13 protein-coding genes are annotated in these 16,504 nt (G+C 67.6%); 5 read left to right on the top strand and 8 right to left on the bottom strand.

Annotated features, from left to right (window positions below; genetic code table 11):
* Positions 1-16: 16 nt before the first annotated feature.
* The 3 genes from ACIA76_RS18210 to ACIA76_RS18220 are packed head-to-tail and all read right to left on the bottom strand — an operon-like array spanning position 17 to position 3,449.
* A complete protein-coding gene (locus ACIA76_RS18210; RefSeq protein WP_397152966.1) occupies positions 17-982 on the bottom strand; it encodes a hypothetical protein in 966 nt (321 codons plus the stop codon).
* Complete coding sequence (locus ACIA76_RS18215; protein ID WP_397152967.1) at positions 979-2,397, bottom strand: pyridoxal phosphate-dependent aminotransferase; 1,419 nt, start codon at positions 2,395-2,397, stop codon at positions 979-981. Before ACIA76_RS18215 ends, ACIA76_RS18210 begins: the two co-directional genes overlap by 4 nt.
* Positions 2,394-3,449, bottom strand: coding sequence for a multiprotein-bridging factor 1 family protein (locus ACIA76_RS18220; protein WP_397152968.1), 1,056 nt, complete (start codon positions 3,447-3,449; stop codon positions 2,394-2,396). Before ACIA76_RS18220 ends, ACIA76_RS18215 begins: the two co-directional genes overlap by 4 nt.
* A 339-nt stretch (positions 3,450-3,788) precedes the next feature.
* Between ACIA76_RS18220 and ACIA76_RS18225 the strand changes: the two genes are divergently transcribed.
* Entirely contained in the window at positions 3,789-4,181 is a 393-nt protein-coding gene (locus ACIA76_RS18225; protein ID WP_397152969.1) for a hypothetical protein, read from the top strand.
* 10 nt (positions 4,182-4,191) lie between these two features.
* On the opposite strand, the gene ACIA76_RS18230 is transcribed toward ACIA76_RS18225, so the two are convergent.
* The 4 genes from ACIA76_RS18230 to ACIA76_RS18245 all read right to left on the bottom strand — a co-directional run bounded on the left by ACIA76_RS18230 (position 4,192) and on the right by ACIA76_RS18245 (position 9,077).
* Positions 4,192-5,013 carry a YceI family protein gene (locus ACIA76_RS18230; protein WP_397152970.1) on the bottom strand — a complete coding sequence of 274 codons (822 nt, stop codon included), beginning with the start codon at positions 5,011-5,013 and terminating at the stop codon, positions 4,192-4,194.
* Between the two features lie 15 nt (positions 5,014-5,028).
* Complete coding sequence (locus ACIA76_RS18235) at positions 5,029-7,629, bottom strand: MFS transporter (protein ID WP_397152971.1); 2,601 nt, start codon at positions 7,627-7,629, stop codon at positions 5,029-5,031.
* Positions 7,630-7,638: 9 nt separating this feature from the next.
* The gene (locus ACIA76_RS18240; protein WP_397152972.1) at positions 7,639-8,130 is read right to left on the bottom strand and encodes a MarR family winged helix-turn-helix transcriptional regulator; all 492 of its coding nucleotides are present in this window, start codon (positions 8,128-8,130) and stop codon (positions 7,639-7,641) included.
* Between the two features lie 107 nt (positions 8,131-8,237).
* Positions 8,238-9,077 carry a DUF72 domain-containing protein gene (locus ACIA76_RS18245; RefSeq protein ID WP_397152973.1) on the bottom strand — a complete coding sequence of 280 codons (840 nt, stop codon included), beginning with the start codon at positions 9,075-9,077 and terminating at the stop codon, positions 8,238-8,240.
* A gap of 418 nt (positions 9,078-9,495) precedes the next feature.
* Between ACIA76_RS18245 and ACIA76_RS18250 the strand changes: the two genes are divergently transcribed.
* The 3 genes from ACIA76_RS18250 (at position 9,496) to ACIA76_RS18260 (ending at position 13,039) form a co-directional block, all read left to right on the top strand.
* Complete coding sequence (locus tag ACIA76_RS18250; RefSeq protein ID WP_397152974.1) at positions 9,496-10,254, top strand: alpha/beta fold hydrolase; 759 nt, start codon at positions 9,496-9,498, stop codon at positions 10,252-10,254.
* 25 nt (positions 10,255-10,279) lie between these two features.
* Positions 10,280-10,792: a DUF302 domain-containing protein gene (locus ACIA76_RS18255; protein ID WP_397152975.1), complete on the top strand. Its 513-nt coding sequence runs from the start codon at positions 10,280-10,282 to the stop codon at positions 10,790-10,792.
* A gap of 210 nt (positions 10,793-11,002) precedes the next feature.
* Complete coding sequence (locus tag ACIA76_RS18260) at positions 11,003-13,039, top strand: CocE/NonD family hydrolase (RefSeq protein WP_397152976.1); 2,037 nt, start codon at positions 11,003-11,005, stop codon at positions 13,037-13,039.
* A 5-nt stretch (positions 13,040-13,044) separates the two neighbouring features.
* Here ACIA76_RS18260 and ACIA76_RS18265 read toward each other — a convergent pair whose 3' ends face one another.
* Entirely contained in the window at positions 13,045-14,964 is a 1,920-nt protein-coding gene (locus tag ACIA76_RS18265) for an SDR family NAD(P)-dependent oxidoreductase (protein ID WP_397152977.1), read from the bottom strand.
* Between the two features lie 126 nt (positions 14,965-15,090).
* On the opposite strand from ACIA76_RS18265, the gene ACIA76_RS18270 reads away from it, so the two are divergent.
* On the top strand, positions 15,091-16,422 hold the full coding sequence (locus ACIA76_RS18270; protein WP_397152978.1) for a hypothetical protein: 1,332 nt from the start codon (positions 15,091-15,093) through the stop codon (positions 16,420-16,422).
* Positions 16,423-16,504 lie beyond the last annotated feature (82 nt).

Below are 16,504 nucleotides of genomic sequence, written 5' to 3' on the forward strand. Positions count from 1 at the left end.
ATCGTCTTCACATACGCTACCCACGCCCACCGGCGAGTCGCAGGATCATCGCGACCGTCGCCGCGCTGTAGGCATGGCTGGCCGCGGCCGGGCGGCGCGACGGATAGTTCGAGCGGTGCGTGACGACGACCCCGCCCGCGCGGATCACGGTCGCATCCGCCACGGTCGCAACGCAATTGCCGCCCGCCTTCGCGACCAGATCCACCACGACCGCCCCCGGGCCGAGCGCCGCCAGCGCGGCATCGTCGAGCAGAAGCGGCGCACGCGCACCGCGATGAGTGGCGGCGCAAACGATGAGATCGGGCTTGCCATCGCGGATCCAGTCCAGGATCGGCGCCGGATCGCCGCCGGGATTCACCCGGAAATCGCAGGGCCCCAGGGCGATCACCGCATCCCGCTGCTCGGCGCGATTGCCGACCACCACCGGCGGTTCGTCCCCGCAGGCATGCGCCGCCGCCAGCGCCGACCGCCCGGCCTGACCGCTGCCGAGCACCAGCGACCGGATCGGCCGGATGCGCGCGTGGGCCGGGATCAGTCGACGCCCCGCCCGATACGCGACACCTCCGGCGATCCGGCTCATCGCCGTCAGGGCGTCCGCCTCCGGCGGGCCCTCGCGCGAGACCGATTCGAAGGCAACCGATTCCACGCCCAGCGCCCGCAGCATCGCGATCTGCGCCGCGCGGTGGATCGGATCCTGGAATCCGACCAGTGTCAGGCCCGGGCGGCGCGGCATCGTCTCCAGCGCGAAGACGGGCGGTTTCACCCAGGCGACCAGATCGGCGGGCGCGAATACCTCCGCACCGGACGCGACCAGCCGGGCGCCCGCCGCCCGATAGCAGTCGTCGTCGAATCCGGCGTATCGGCCCGCACCACACTGCACCACGACAGCCATACCCGCCGCGATCAGGCGGCGCACATCCTCGGGAACGAGCGCGACCCGCCGCTCCCGGGCCGCGGTCTCCCGCAGCACCCCCACGATCACGGTGTCACCGAATCCGGTTCCGGCAGACCGTATTCGGCCAGCACGGCACGATAGGTGAGCCCGCCGGCGAGATCGGCGACCAACCGCTCGAGACGATCGAACAGCTCATCGGCCAGCTCCCTGGACTCCTGCCGCGGCGCCTTGCGCGGCCCGAGCACATTGAGGCGGACGCCGCGCCGCGGCGACCCGGTGCGATCCAGCGCGACGCTATCGATCCCGGCCGCGAGCAGCAGCAGATCCTCGAGCCGCGCGGCGGAGTCGATGCCCGCGGCATCGAGCAGGGCCTCGTCGAATACCACCGACAGGAACATGCCCTCCGCGAATCCCAACGGCCGCAGCGCCTTACGGCCCAGCCGCCGATTGAGGTCATCGATCAAATCGAGGGACCGCCCGAGCTGTTCGGCCATGATCTTGCGGTTGTGTTCGAAGTAGCTCTCGGGCGTGTGCTCGAGCACCGCGCGGGCCAGATGGGTCGTCTCCCGTTGGAACGCGATGGTGAGCCGAGCCTGGATCCGCGCCAGCCAGGCGGCGTCGCCCGTACACGCCGCGCCGATCTTGCACGGCCCGAAGGCGTTGTAGCCCTTGGAGTTTCCGGTGATCGTGAGCACCCGGTCGTAGAGCCGCACCGGTCCCGCGGCGGTCGTGACCGCCAGCGCCGCGATGGGCAGATGGGCGGCCGCTATCTGATCGAAGGCCATATCGCAGATCACGGGCGTATCCGCCTCGGCGAGGACCCGGCCGATCGCCAGCAGTTCGGCCCGCGAATACCGCGCGACAACGGGATTGCCGGGCAGCGTGAGCACCACGCCGCACAACTCCCCCGATCGCCGATACCGGTCCAGGCATGCCGCCAGCGCCCGCGGATCGATCGCGAACCGATCGTCCGGTGTCGCCGGACAGGTGACGATCCGAAGTCCGGACTTCTGGATATGGATACCAGCGCTCTTGTAGAAGCCTTCGGGGCAGACGATCACGCCTCCGGGCCGCGCCAGCGTCGCGATCGCCTCTTCCAGGATCACCGTGCTCGAATACGGGCAGACGATGACCTCATCGGGCCGCACCCGCACGCCCGGCACGTCGTCCGCGCGGATGGCCAACCGCCCGAACAGCTTATGCGCGGCCAGTTCCCGCAGCACCAGTGGCTGCCGCTTATCGTAGAGTCGTCCGTCGGCGTAGTCCGCCGGCGGCTGGGTGTGCAGCAGTTCGTCCCAGGCCCGGTCCAGCGCCGCGACGGCCGCGGAATCCATTGTCAGGCCGGTCTCGCCGTGATAGGCGTCGATGACACCGGAATACATCCGGCCGCGCGTACCCACGAACCGGGTCGAGGCGGTAAGGACCCGGCGCACCAGACGTTTGCGCGCCTCCGATCGGGTCGACAACTCCGCGATATCGGGGACGGCCCGGTCGGCGCTCACGACTGTCCGCCTTCCGGCGCCGTCTCGCCGGGCAGGGGAATCCGGTCCCAGGCCCGGCCGAGGGCCTCGCGGAACAACTCACGGCAATTGCCCTCGGTGAGCCGCTCGAATTCGGCCAGCGGCGGCGTCGCCGCGATATCGCCGACCACGATCGCCGAACCGATCTGCCGCAGTTCGTACAGCTTCTCGAAGCGCCGGATCGCGAAGGCCACATCGTGTTTGAGCACCGAGAACCGGGTGGCGACCCGCGCCTGGCGCGAGTAGTCGTACTCGCCGACGCAGACATAGCGATCGTCGACGATCAGCTGACTCTGCGCGTTGCGCGCGTGTTCCCGTTTGACCAGAACGCTTTCCACACCGGAGCGGACCTGCCGCCACAGCTTGTCGTCATAGGGCCAGACATCGTCGATCCGGTCCAGCACGTACATCCGGCGCACCTGCACCCGGGGCTCGTGCACGTTATCGGCGAGCCGGACGATCGCCGCGTGATAGTCGTCGCCGACGTCACCGCCGATGGTGCCGAGATCGGCGGTGTGGATGGCCCGGATCGAGCGTTCGGCCTGCTCGAGGATGGTCAGCCAGTCGTTGATCGTGTTCCATTCCCACACCGTCGCGCTGCGCGAGGGGATCTGGGCGAGGATCTCCTCGGCGCGATCGAGCTGGCGAGCGGCGATCAGCCGCAGCGGTTCGATGTCCTCGGTCGAGGTGCGGGCGTCGATCACGCTCTGCGCGATCGACAGCACCCGCTCGACGATCCCCGGATCCTTGCCCAGCAGAATGTTGAAACGCATGCGCAGGTCGTAGTGTCCGCCGTCGGCCTCGGTCGCGGCGTCCGGTACGGCGGTCATCGGAAGTTCCTCGCCCAGTGCCGAGCTCAGTCGTTCGCGCAGCGATAGCGGCGGGACGCGGGTTCCGTTCTCGATCTGCTGGATCAGACTGCGTGAGCAATCCGCCTTCTTCGCGAGGGCCGCCTGGGTATAGCCCCGCTCCGTCCGGAGGCGGCGAACCAGTTGACCGATCGGCTCCCCTCCTGCATGCCCAGAGAGTGTCACGCTGCCCGATTCTAGCCACAGATATGCCGGTGCGTGTCAATCATTCTGCGGGACGCTTTCATCGATGACGAAAGGCCCGTAATGCAACATTTGTAGTGGTACACAAGGCGGCTTTAGAGCAGCTTCGCGGCGGTCGAGATCGCCCAAATGCCTACGCGCCGGCAGCAATTCACGCATCGATCGCCAGGATCCAGGCTCACACGTGAACAAATGCGCACACCATGACTTTTCACAAGCATCTCGGATACAAAGATATCCAAAAGTGGCGCGGCGCTTAGATTGACACTCCCGATTCATGGTTCGTAGCATTTAGATACGGCCATCGCTTACCACGGCTGGATGGCCTCGACGATCGAGGGCAAGACCATGACACTCCGGATCACCGCATGGTTGATCACCAGCAATGTCACCCCCGAATTCGCACAGTTCCTACCCACCGCCACCGGCGGTTACTGGACCCTGAGCTGGTTGCCCGAGGCCGCGCTGACCCGCGACCAGGCCATCAGCGGCATGGTGCTCGACGAAACCCTCAGCGATCCCAGGCTCGTCCACAACGGCCTGGCCTATGAACTGGCGGCCTTCCGCGCGGCCGAGGTGGGAATCACCTTGGAGCGCGCGCTGATTCGCCTCTACGGCCGCATCATCGCCCATGCCGGGGAGGCCGCCCGCGAAACCGAGTCGTCCCGGGGGGACGGGCCCGGCCGGCCGCTCATCGCGGCCGGCCGGGTGTAACCCGGCCCCGTCACATCGAGGGCAGCTGCGCGCCCTGCACAACCTCGATATCGAGATCGATCCGGACGGTCGTCCCGACCGCCGCCACCCCCGCCCGCACGATCGCGTTGTAGTCGATCGCGAAATCGTTGCGGTGCAACAGGGTTTCGGCATGGAAGGCGGCGCGCACGCCGCCCCACGGATCCGGTCCGAAGCCACCGTAGGTGACGTCCAGCTCGATGGGACGCGCCTGCCCGTGCAGGATCAGCTCGCCCGCCATGGTGAAGGTGTCCGCGCCGGTGCGGTGAAATCCCGTGCCCGCGAAGGAGATCAGTGGATAGCGTTCCGCATCCAGGAAATCCGCCGACCGCAGATGATCGTCGCGCATGCCGATACCGGTATCGATGCTCGCGGCCTTGATCTCCGCCGAACCGGTGGACTGCTCGAAGTTCTGCGCGATCTCGAGCCGCCCGCTCACCTCGGCGAATCGGGCCTTGATGCTGGCGATGCCCAGATGTCGCGCGGTCACCTGGACCGTCGAATGCACCGGATCGATGGTCCAGGGCCCGGGCGGCGGAACGGCGATCGTGCCCGCCTCCGGCTCCAGGACCACATCGCCGAGCCGACCCGAACCGTCCGAGGACACCCGGGCGACCCGGGCGAGGGGCCGGAAGCCGGGCGCGGTCACCACCGCCGTATGCGCGCCCGCGGGCAACGGCCGGGTGGCCGCCGCCCCGGTGGCATCGGCGACCGCCCGCGCCAGCTGCCGCCCACTCGAATCCGTCACGGTCAGAACGGCATCCGGCACCGGCCAACCCTCGGCGGTATGGATGCGCGCGGTCAAACCACTCATGAAACTACCCGTCGCTCACGCCGTTGTTTCCTCGTAACCCAGCCGCACATCGTGGGTTATCTCGCCGCCTGCCACCGTGACCCGGCTCGTCACCGGCGGATAGCCGCGGGCCACCACGGTGTACTCACCCTCGGGCAGATCGGTCACCACGTAATGGCCGCTCTCGTCCGTGCGGGCGGAGGCGACCAGTTCCCCGCGCTGGTCGAGCACCGCGACCTGTGCGTCGGCCACCATCCGGCCCTCGGCCCACGCCGATCCGGTCAGCACCGTCATCGGGGCGAGTTCGATGTCGTAGCGCAGCAGCCCGCTCTCGGGCACCGTCAATGTCATTGCGCTGGGCCGCATCTGGTCGGCGACCGCCACCAGCGTATAGGTGCCCGACACCACGCCCTGACAGACGTATCCGCCGTCCTCGCGGGTGACCGCCGCGCCCACGACCTCGCCGCGCAGATCGGTGAGGGTGACCGTCGCACCGCTCACCGGCTCCCCGCGTCCGGCCGCGCGCACCACACCGGACAGCTCACCCGAGCCGAGCAGCGTGATGTCCAGCGCCTGCGCGCGCTCTCGCACACTCACATTCACGGCCGCGGGCTGATGCCCACCGGCGGACACGATGAGCACGTAATGCCCCGAATCCGGCGCCGCGATGCGATAGCCGCCGTCGGGTCCGGCACTGGCCCGCGAAACCTGATGCCCGCGTTGGTCGATCAGGGTCAGCGCCGCGGCGGCGACCGGATGGCCGTCCTCGCGGCGGATGCGACCGCTCACGGCGCGCGATTCGCCGTCGGCTCCGGGGTATCCCGGGTATTCCTCCGCCGTCAACTGCGCCACCGCTCCCGAGTACGCCGCCATGTTCCCGTTGGTCGCCACCTGCGCCCCGACCGCGACCGGCACCGCGCCGTTACCGGTCGGAAACGCCGTCACATCGGCGAATTCGTCCTCGAGCGAATACTGCCGCGCGATCATGAGATCGTCTTCGCCGACCCGAGCAGTCACCGATTCGCCGACGGGCACGCCCTCGGGCGCGACGGCCGGTGTACCCACGTCCTGCAGCGGAATCTCCTTCATGAACAAGAGCACCAGGGTGGCCACCAGCGCCACCACGGCGGCCGAGTAGAACACCCCGTGCAGGGAATTGGTGAAGCCGATCAGGATCGGATCCTTCACCGCCGCGGGCAGATCGGCGAGTACGCCGGTGTTGCTCTGCAACTGGGTGAGTCTGCTGGCGTCGAAACCGGGCGGCAGGTGACCGCCGAAGGCGGCGAGGATGCGATGCGGCAGCAGGTTGAACATGATCGTCAGGAACACCGCCACGCCCAGGGTGCCACCCATCTGCCGGAAGAAGGTGGCCGACGCGGTCGATACGCCCATATCCGAACGGGGACCGGCGTTCTGGGCCGCGATGATCAGCGTCTGCATACAGCCACCCAGGCCGAAGCCGATGATGCCGCTGTAGAGCAGCGGCTGCCACAGCGCGCTGTCGAAATGCACCTGGGCGTACAGCGCCGTCCCACACGCGACGATGAACGTCCCCAGCACCGGCAGGAACTTGTAGCGTCCGGTGAATCGTGTGATCTGCCCGGCGATCTGGGAGCCGAGCATGATGCCGATCACCATCGGCAACATCATCAGACCCGCCTTGGTCGGCGAGAAGCCGCGCACCACTTGCAGATACAGCGGAACCATCGAGAGGCCGCCGAACATGGCCACACCGACGATGAACCCGCCGAGGATGGTCACGCTGAACGTCGAGCTCTTGAACAACCGCAACGGAATCAGCGCGGCATCGCGCATCACGTGCTCGATGTAGACGAACAGCGCCAGCCCGATCACGCCGATCGCGTAGCAGATCAGCGCCTTCGGCGAGGCCCAGCCCCAGTCACGGCCCTGTTCGGCCACGATCAGCACCGGCACCACGCAGACCGCCAGCGCGATCGCCCCGAACCAGTCCACGCGATAGTTCTGCCGCTGATGCGGGGTGTTGAGCACGCGCGCGACCACCGCCAGCGCCAGCACGCCGATCGGCACGTTCACCAGGAACACCCAGCGCCAGCCGTCCAGGCCCCACAGATGATCGAAGCCGGAGAACCAGCCACCGAGCACCGGGCCCAATACGGTCGCGCTGCCGAACACGATCATGAAGTAGCCCTGATAGCGCACCCGCTCGCGGGCCGGGACGATATCGCCGATGATCGTGAACGCCAACGACATCAGGCCGCCCGCACCCAGTCCCTGGAAGGCGCGGAAACCGGCCAGTTCGTACATCGAGGTGGCGAACGTACACGCGGCCGAACCGACGACGAAGATGCCGATCGCGGTGAGATAGAACGGCTTACGGCCGTAGATGTCGGCCAGCTTGCCGTACAGCGGGGTGCTGATCGTCGCGGTGATCAGATAGGCCGTTGTCGCCCAGGCCTGTTCGTCGAAGCCGTGCAGGCTGTTGGCGATGCGCACGATGGCGACGCTCACGATGTTCTGGTCGAGCGCGGCGAGGAACATGCCGAGCAGCAGGCCCGACATGATGGTCATGATCTGCCGGTGCGACAGTGACGTGCTCGCGCCCGCCGCCAGGTCCGGCGGCGGCGCCACCGGTGCCTGGGTGGTCGAATTCGTCATGGTGAGGCCTTATTTCGGTTCGGCTGTCGGTGATGGGTTTGCTTCGATGCTGCTGTTGAGTCGGTCGAGCAGGGCGATGAGCGTGCTGCGGTCGTGCGCGGGCCAATCGGCCAGGAGGTCGGCCATCCAGGCATTGCGCAGCCGGCGGTTCTCCGCGAATACCCGCCGGCCCTCGGCGGTGGCCGCGAGCACGCAGGCGCGGCCGTCGATCGGATCGGCCCGGCGCTCGACCAGCCCGTGCGCCACCAACGTTCGGGTCTGCCTGCTGATGGTCGAGATCTCGGCGTGCAGCTGCTCGGCGAGTTTTCCGGTGCGCTGCGGACCGTCGTGTACCAGGCAGAACAGCACGGCATAGGCGAGCTTCTCCAACCCGTCCGGACCATGTTTGCCCAGTTGGGTCTTCGCTCGATTGATCGCGCGCACGAACCGGATCAGCTGTGCGCCGAGACGATCCGCGTCGTCGAACGCGGTTGCGCTGCGGTCCAGACCGGCGGCGGTCATCGGGAGTCCCCTTTTCCCATGAACTGTGCGGAGTTTGGTTAGCACCTACAACTAGTTGCCTACGCCAACTATACGCACGCCCAGGGGCCCCGCGGCAAATCGTTTTCTCAGAACAGCGTCATCGGTTCGCGCGGCGCGGGTTCGGCCAGCGGCTCGAGCTCCGGCAACCGCGCCCGCACCTCCTCGTGGAAACGGCGTGCCAGCACGAGTGATTCGGTGTTGTCGGGTGTATGGATGAACACGGTCGGCGAGCGCCCCTCCCCGAGCCAGTCGACACAGGCCTCGACCCAGCGCCGCCAGCCCCCGATCGTGACCCCGGCATCGTCGCGGCCGATGTAGCGCACGATCGGCCGATCGGTCAGCGCCCGGGTGCGCAGTGCGACGCGCGGCTTACGGGTCCACGCATCGCGTTCGGCCGCACTGGCCGGCCGTGCCGCGAACAGCGTTGTGGTGTCGAACGGAATCCATTCGGCATCGACGCGGCCCAGCACATGCTCCAACTGCCGGGCCGACCGTTCGTCGTCGAAGAACGCGGGATGGCGAACCTCCACCGCGGCGCGGTGTTCGGGTGGCAGCTGTCGCAGAAACCGTGCCAGCGCACCGAGTTCGGCCGGGGCGAAGGAGGCGGGCAGCTGGATCCACAGCGCATGCGCCCGCGGCCCGAGCGGTTCCATGGCGTCCAGAAACGCCCGCAACTCGGCCTCGGTATCGTGCATCCGCCGTTCGTGGGTAATGGTTTTCGGCAACTTGACGACGAAGCGGAAGTCCGCGGCGGTCTGCTCGGCCCACGACTGCACCGTCCGCCGGGCCGGGGTGGCATAGAAGGTGGTGTTGCCCTCCACCGCGTTACACCATTCGGCATAGCCACGCAGCCGCGCCCGCGAATCCGGCTGCCGATCCTGCCAGGCGGCATGCGTCCATTGCGCACATCCGACGTAGAGCTGCATGAATCCGACGGTACCCGGCGCGGTTTCAGGGTCGCGGCAGGGCAGTGGCGGTGCGCAGGCCGAGCACAGGAGAGCCGGTAGGACTTCCGGGTGCTACTCCGTGCTCTCCGAATCCGAAGGTTTGCTGCACTTGTTGTTCCGACATTCACCACTGCAGCACTGCCGGCCGTCACCGTTAACGCACGTTGCCCCAATGGGCTTGCAGCACTTGCTGTCCTCGCTGCACTGCAACGTGCGGCGGCATTCGCGTTCGAGGCGGTGGTCGCCAGACCGAGCCCGGCGGCATACGAACGCACTGGTGGTCGCGTGCCGGGGTGGGGCGGGCGAAATGCCGTACAGGACAACGGGAATCAGATCCGAATCGGGACATGTGGTCGGTTTGTCGATTCGCCCCTGCGAACCTGCGGGAGGTGGTGTCATGGGTGTACCGGCACAGGGCGGTGCGGGTCCGAAGATCCCCGCCGAGGAAAGGGCGCACCTCATGTCCACGCCGACCATACCGAGCATCGTCTTCGCCCACGGAATTTGGGCCGACGGTTCGTGCTATAGCAAAGTGATTCCCACACTGCAGGCGCAAGGCCACCAGGTCGTGTCCGCCCAGAACAGTCTCGACACCGTGGCAGGCGATGTCGCCGCGGTCAAGCGGGCGCTGGGCCGGGTCAGCAGCCCGGCCATCCTCGTCGGCCACTCCTACGGCGGCACCGTGATCACCGCCGCGGGAACCGACGACCGCGTTGCCGGGCTGGTCTACATCTCCGCACTCGCCCCGGACGAGGACGAGACGTCGCAGAGCCTGCAAGCCAAGTTCCCCACTACAGACGCGTTCGGTCACATCGACATCGCGGACGGTCGTATCTGGTTGCGTCCGGACGGTATCGAATGTTTCGCGGGAGACCTCTCCGAGCAGGAGCAGCAGGTCGTCTGGGCGACCCAGGGTGCGCCAGCGGCGGATCTGTTCGACCAGAAGGTCGAAGGCACCGCATGGAAGTCGAAGCCGAGCTGGTACATCGTGGCCAAGAACGACCGCAGTGTCCATCCGGAGCTGGAGCGCTTCTGCGCCAAGCGCATGGACGCCAGCACCTACGAGGCCGACAGCAGCCACGTCCCCATGCTCTCCCAGCCCAGCCTGGTGATCGACGTGATCCTCACCGCCGCGAAGTCCGTTCGAGGGTCGTGAGCGGCCGCTCGCAGCGGAGGCCCGTATGGACTCCATGACGCACGACATCACGCGACTGTCCTTCGACACCGGCCTGCCGTATGAGGAATTCCGTGCCCGCTACGAAGCGGCGGTCCCGGAGCTCGACCCGACGCGGCTGGCCGGGTTCGTCGCACGCGAGGCGGGCTGGCCGGAGGTGGTCGCGGATGCCGATACACGCGCCACCCACGGCTTCCTCATCTACTGGCGATCCGATATGACCCCCGTGATGAGCTTGGCGGGCAACACCGGCCGATGTACCGCATACCTGATGGGCAACCACACGATCGCCGAGCGCATGTACCGGCACGACCCGGCAGTGATGCTGTATGCGCCGCTACGTACCGTCATCTGCGTCGACACCGACGGTCGCACGCGATTCGTCATCGATCAGCCGAGCACCGTATTCGCCGGCTTCGGCAATCCTTCGATCACCGCGGTCGGCTTCGAACTCGACCGAAAGCTCGCGGACCTGCTCGCAGCGCTGGAGATCCCGACAAACGGAGCGCTGGGTGTGTAGAAGGTGACGCCATCCCCGCAATGACCGAATACCGTGCGCGCGTTCTACGCCGGGATGTATACCGCACGACCACAATTCGAGCCGACCTCGGTTGTGCATCTGCGACAACTTCGATCGAAAGCAACATACATACAGATCTGTATGTATAGCCTTCGGGCGGAGCCGCCCGAGACGTTCGGGGCGGGCGGCTGCGACGAGCGAAGGGGAACAATGATGTTCGATGCGAGGATCGCGCGGGGGATGGTCCGGGTGCTCGCGCCGGCCGTGCTCATCGCGGCCGCACTGCTTCCGGGGCCGGTCTCGGCGGAGCCCGCGATGGCCGATGCCGCCGCTGGGTGGACCGCGATCGAGGATGGGCCGCAACGGTATCCGGGCGTGCACATCGATTGGGATGTGCCGATCGCCATGAGCGACGGAACCGTGTTGAAGGCCAACATCTATCGCCCGGCCGACGCCTCGGGGCCGATCGGCACGCCCACACCGGTGGTCCTCAACCTCACGCCGTACACCAAACTCGGCTCGATGCTGCTGGATTCGGCGGTGTCGATCCCGGGCCTGTCCGATGTGCTCGTGCGATTCTTCCGCGATCTCGATCTCACCGGCACACCGTTGCAGGGAATCACCGATCTGACCCGGGTCGCGGGCGGCGGGCTGGCCCGCAGCTTCGGCGTGGACCGCGATCTGATTCGCTCCGGCTACACCCAGGTGGTCGTCGACGTCCGGGGAACCGGCTTCTCCCAAGGTGATTGGGTGCCGTGGGGACCGCGCGAACAGCAGGACACCCCGGAGGTCATCGACTGGGTGGCGCATCAGCCGTGGTCCAACGGCCGGGTCGGCATGAACGGCGTCTCGTATTCGGGCATCAACCAGCTGCAGGCCGCCGCGCAACGGCCGCCCGCCCTGCAGGCCATCTTCCCGGTGGTCCCCGGCAACGACATGATCCACGACGCCTATGCCCCCGGTGGCGCGCCGATCGGCATCTTCGCGCCGTATCTGCTGATGGTGAACGCGGCCAAGCTCATGCCGGATCTGATGTCACTGCTGCAGGGCCGCTTCGACACCACCTGGCTGGCCGACCGGGTGGCCGACCCGATGTCGTATCTCGGTGTGGGACAGGCACTCATCGCCCCGACCGTCGACGCGCTGACGCCGCAGGCGCGCGAACTCATCGACCCGGACAGCGTGCTGCGCCGGGCCTGGCTCGGCCATCCCGAGCGAATCACCGTGCCCACCATGGTCGTCGGCGGCTGGCATGACGCCTTCGCCAATGCCGGGCCGCGCATCTACGACGCGATCCCCTTGCCGCCCGGGCGAAAACAGCTCGTCTACGGCGACGGCATGCACGTCACCGCGGGCTTCGATATGCGCGGCAAACCGGGTGAACCGCCGCGTATCGATGTGCTGCAGCGCGCGTGGTTCGACCACTGGCTCAAGGATATCGATAACGGCATCGATCGCTACGGCCCACTCACGATGTGGCAGCAGGGCGGCGGCTGGCAGACCCTGGACCAATTCCCCAGGGCCGGAACCGATTACCGGCGCATGTACCTCTCGGCGGCGGCCAGCGGCACGACGGCCACCAGCGTCCACGACGGCAGTCTCGGCCTCGCCTCGGACCCGCGGGGCACCCGGCTGACCGTCGCGCCCGGGCTGATGAGCCTGTGCTCCCGCGACGGCGAACAGGGCGCGATCGTGGATCCGTTCGAGATCTTCGCCGACTGCGTCACCGACGATCGCATCCACGAGCGCGACGGGCTCACCTTCACCAGTGCCCCGGTCGCCGCGCCCACCACGATCTCCGGGCCGATCGCGGCGCATCTGAACACCGTGCACGACACCGCCGACGGTTTCTGGGCGGTGACGGTGAACGACGTTGCGCCGGACGGACGTTCGACGGTACTGAGCACCGGGCAGCTCACCGCGTCGCTGCGCGCGCTCGACGAACGCAGGAGCGCACGCTCGGCGAACGGCGACTACACCGATCCGTATCCGGTGCTGTCGGCCGCGCTGCGCATGCCCACGGTCCCGGGCGAGCCGACCACGCTCGATATCGGCCTGATCCCCATCGACGCGGTGCTGCAACCCGGTCATCGCCTGCGCGTGGATGTCTATGCCAGCGATTTCCCCAAGGCCATCCCCCTGGGCCCGGCGACGGTCGACAGCCGCCTGGCACCCCAGCATCTGGATCTGGATCCGGCGCGCCCGAGCTGGGTCAATGTCCCGATCGGCGGCGAGCCGGGCTGGTAGCGGAACTACTCCGTGGTACCCCGGCGGCGGAAGAACAACACCTGATCCCCATAGTCCGCGAGCGGTCTGTCCTGACCGGCCTGGCGGATACCGCTCGCGGGCAGGTTGGTGAGCTTGGCGAACATGGCCGTATTGCCGAAGGCGGCGCGGACCTGGGTCTCCGAGGCGTAGTCGGCGCCGTACTCGGCGAGCTGGGAGAAATCCAAGGGCGCCAGCGGTTTATCGAGCGGCGGCTGTCCGGCGGGGCGGCCGAGCGCGGCGTAGTGGGTGGCGGAACCGTCGGCGTACCAGCACAATTCATAGGCCAGATTCTCGGTGGTGCTCACCGCGATAACCGGCCAGTCCTGCGAAAGCCGCAGCGCGAGTGGATGTTTACCAACCGGGGCGAGCTCCCAGTTCAGGCTCTTCACCGAGATCCAGTGCCCGCCCGAGCGTTCGATCAGCACCACATCGTCGCCGAGCCGCTCGGTCAGATTCAGCTCCGGATCCGGCAGCGCCGCCTGGGTCTTGTGCACGCCGTGGAAGAAGCCGCTGCCCACCGGCCGCGCATCGTCGGCCGAATACGCGGCGACCACGGCCGCGCGCACCTGCGCCAGCGCGTCGGGGGTGGTGCAGCGCACGCTCAGCGTGCCGAACGAATGGGCGATCTCCACCGGCTTGGAGGGCAGATCCGGGAGCGCCCCGGCGGCCAGCGGCTTGAGGCCCACCAGCCCGAGCTTCCAGTTGATCTCCTCGATGGTGCTCAGATCACCGGCGGTCTGATAGAGGATCTGCTGCTGGGTGAGCCGCGCGGCGCGATCGAGGGTGGGGCATTCGAGCTTCTGCAGGGCGGCGAAGGTCTTACTGGTGAATTCCAGCTCCTCGATGGGTGTTTCGCGCAGGCGCGTCGTCATCGCGGGCGAGGTCCACGCGGAATAGCGCTCGCGGTACATGGCCAGCGCCTGTTTGCGCGGCCGGCCGATCATCAGGGTGCGCAGCAACATGTTGAGGCTGGCCAGATAGCGGCCCGCGGTATCGGGATCGGCCGCGAACAGTCCGCCGCGGATCCGCACGGCCTCCGAACTGGCCGCGACGGCCGAACCGGGATCGAGGCGGCACAGCCACACCCCGCATTTGGACAGCCCGTCCGCACAGACACCCGCGGCCGCCGGATACTGCTGCGCCACCTGGTGATACGCATCGCAGGCCTGCCGAATGGTGGCGGTCGCCAGTTCGCGGTGGCCGATCGTGCGGGCGGCCTGCTCGAACAGCCGCAGCGCCTCCTGCACCTGCCCGGCGAACTGCGCGGTCACATGTCCGGCGGTCAGCCACCGCAGCCGGATCAGCACCGCCTCCTGCGCCGGTTCCAGCGCGGCCGGCGATCGATCGCGTTCGGTGCCATCCTCTTTGGTGGCAATGAACGCCTTGGCCAGCTCGACCAGCGCAGCGGCCAGCCGCAGCTCGGCTTCGTCCGTCCGCTCCTGGGCGGCGATCCGTCTCTCGTCGGCCACCTGTTGCTCGATGGCGCTCAACTCCATCGCGTTCCCAACTCCCGCATCACCTTCCACACACGGTCGTCGAGCGGCCGCATCGTGCGTGCCGAGTCTGCCACAGATTCGCGCGAGGCACCCGGTCGATGACGCGGACAACGACGGACAGCCCGAACGCCGAGCTATTCCGGAGGCCGGACGGCATCGGGCGAAGGCGGCGAGCACCTCGCCGCTCATTTCGCGACAGGATTCGGGATCGGCGACATCCGCGCGGACGCCCAGGGTCTTGCCCGATGCCACCGCCGCCAGGGCGTCGGCCGCGCGCCGCACCTCCTCGGCCGTGCGGGCCACGACCGCCACATTCGCACCGGCCCTCGCGAAGACCTCGGCGATGCCGTATCCGATTCCCTTGGTTCCGCCGGTGACGATCACCGACTTTCCGCTCAGCTCGAACATGCCTGGCTCCTTCCGGGGGGTGCGGCGAATCACATCCTTTGACAGTGGTTCCTAGTGGAATGACTATTGGGTAACCAGATGGTACGTCTTCTACGGAGGTACGTGATGACGGTCTTCAATACAGGAATGGCGACATCGAACTCCTCCGATGCCGGGCGAGGCCTCGACCCGCTCGCATTGACCGACACCCAGCTGTCCGCACTCCGGAAGCTGGCCGAATACCCGTTACTGGACGCCATCTACGGACGGCGGTCGCGACGTTTTCCGGTCGGCGGATCCATCCCCGCGGGCCCGCTCGCCTTCACCAGCGGCAAACCGCCCCAGCCGCTCAGCGATCTCGAGCGCGCGGTCGTGCTCAATACCGTCGCGGGCTGGACCGGCTGGCATTTCGGGATCACCCATCATCCCGGCTACGCCCCGGCGTGGCCAAACTACAACGGCTCGGCCACCGGGCGCACCTTCGGCTCGGCGGCCGGATTCCACACCAGCGAATTCTTCTTCACCGACGATTCGGGCACCTACTTCCTGCCGACCCGCGACGCGGCACCGAACCGGGCCTACGCCGAGGGCGAGGGTGCGACCGGGGATCAGCTGAATCGGCTGCTGTCGCGCGTGATCCGATTGTCCGACAACCGCATTCACATTCCGCGCGAGGAGCCCTATCTCGAGGGGCACAACACCTGGATCGCCAATCACCCTGGCTCCCTGCTGGTTATACCGGTCGCCGATATCGCCCAGCAGACCCTGGCCAATATCGCCTTCTTCACCCAGAACGGCTTCGCCCTCTACGACGACGTCCACGACCGGCCCATTCCAGGTATCGAAAACTACCGGGACCGTTTACGTTTCACCGATCCGATGCCGCTGAGCTTCGTCGAGCAGTATTCGCTCACCGAGGCGACGGCCGAGCTGATGGCGGCGGTGCACAACGGCCATCTGCTGCTGGGCGCCATGGGTCTGGGCGGCTGGACCTTCGACGGCATCGACCGATTGACCATGCTGGGCGCGAGCGGCCGGGCCGATATCCCCGGCCTCGGCTTCCGCTACGACACCGATTCCCGTTGGGCGCTGCCGAATCCGACCGGCCTGCCCGGGGTGTTCGAGGCCAGCTGCCGCCCGCACCACGCGACGATGGCCGACGCCGTCGACGCGTTGGCCGAACGCAAGTTCGGTCCCGGCGGGCCGTATCACCCGGACACACCGGGCCCGTTCGCCGACAATCCCGGCGTGCGTGGCGCGGCCGCGCCGTGGGACAGGCGATTCCGCGAACTGCTGTCGCTGCAGGCGACCTATATCGATGAGACGTTCGGCAAGTTCCCGGGCACGGTACCGACGATCTGGATCATGAACTATCTCCAGGCCCAGCACATCGATCTGGACTTCTACGACACGCTCGCCACCGAGACGGCCTATCTGTCTACCCATCGTGAGCATCAACGCGTCTGGCACGGTCACTGAACCATCCGCAGCGGCCACGCGACGTTCAGCCTCCGTTCGCACGCACTCCCGATCTCGCGAATATGCTCCGCGTTCTGCGCCG

The organism is Nocardia sp. NPDC051570 (assembly GCF_044454005.1).
Classification (GTDB): Bacteria; Actinomycetota; Actinomycetes; order Mycobacteriales; family Mycobacteriaceae; genus Nocardia.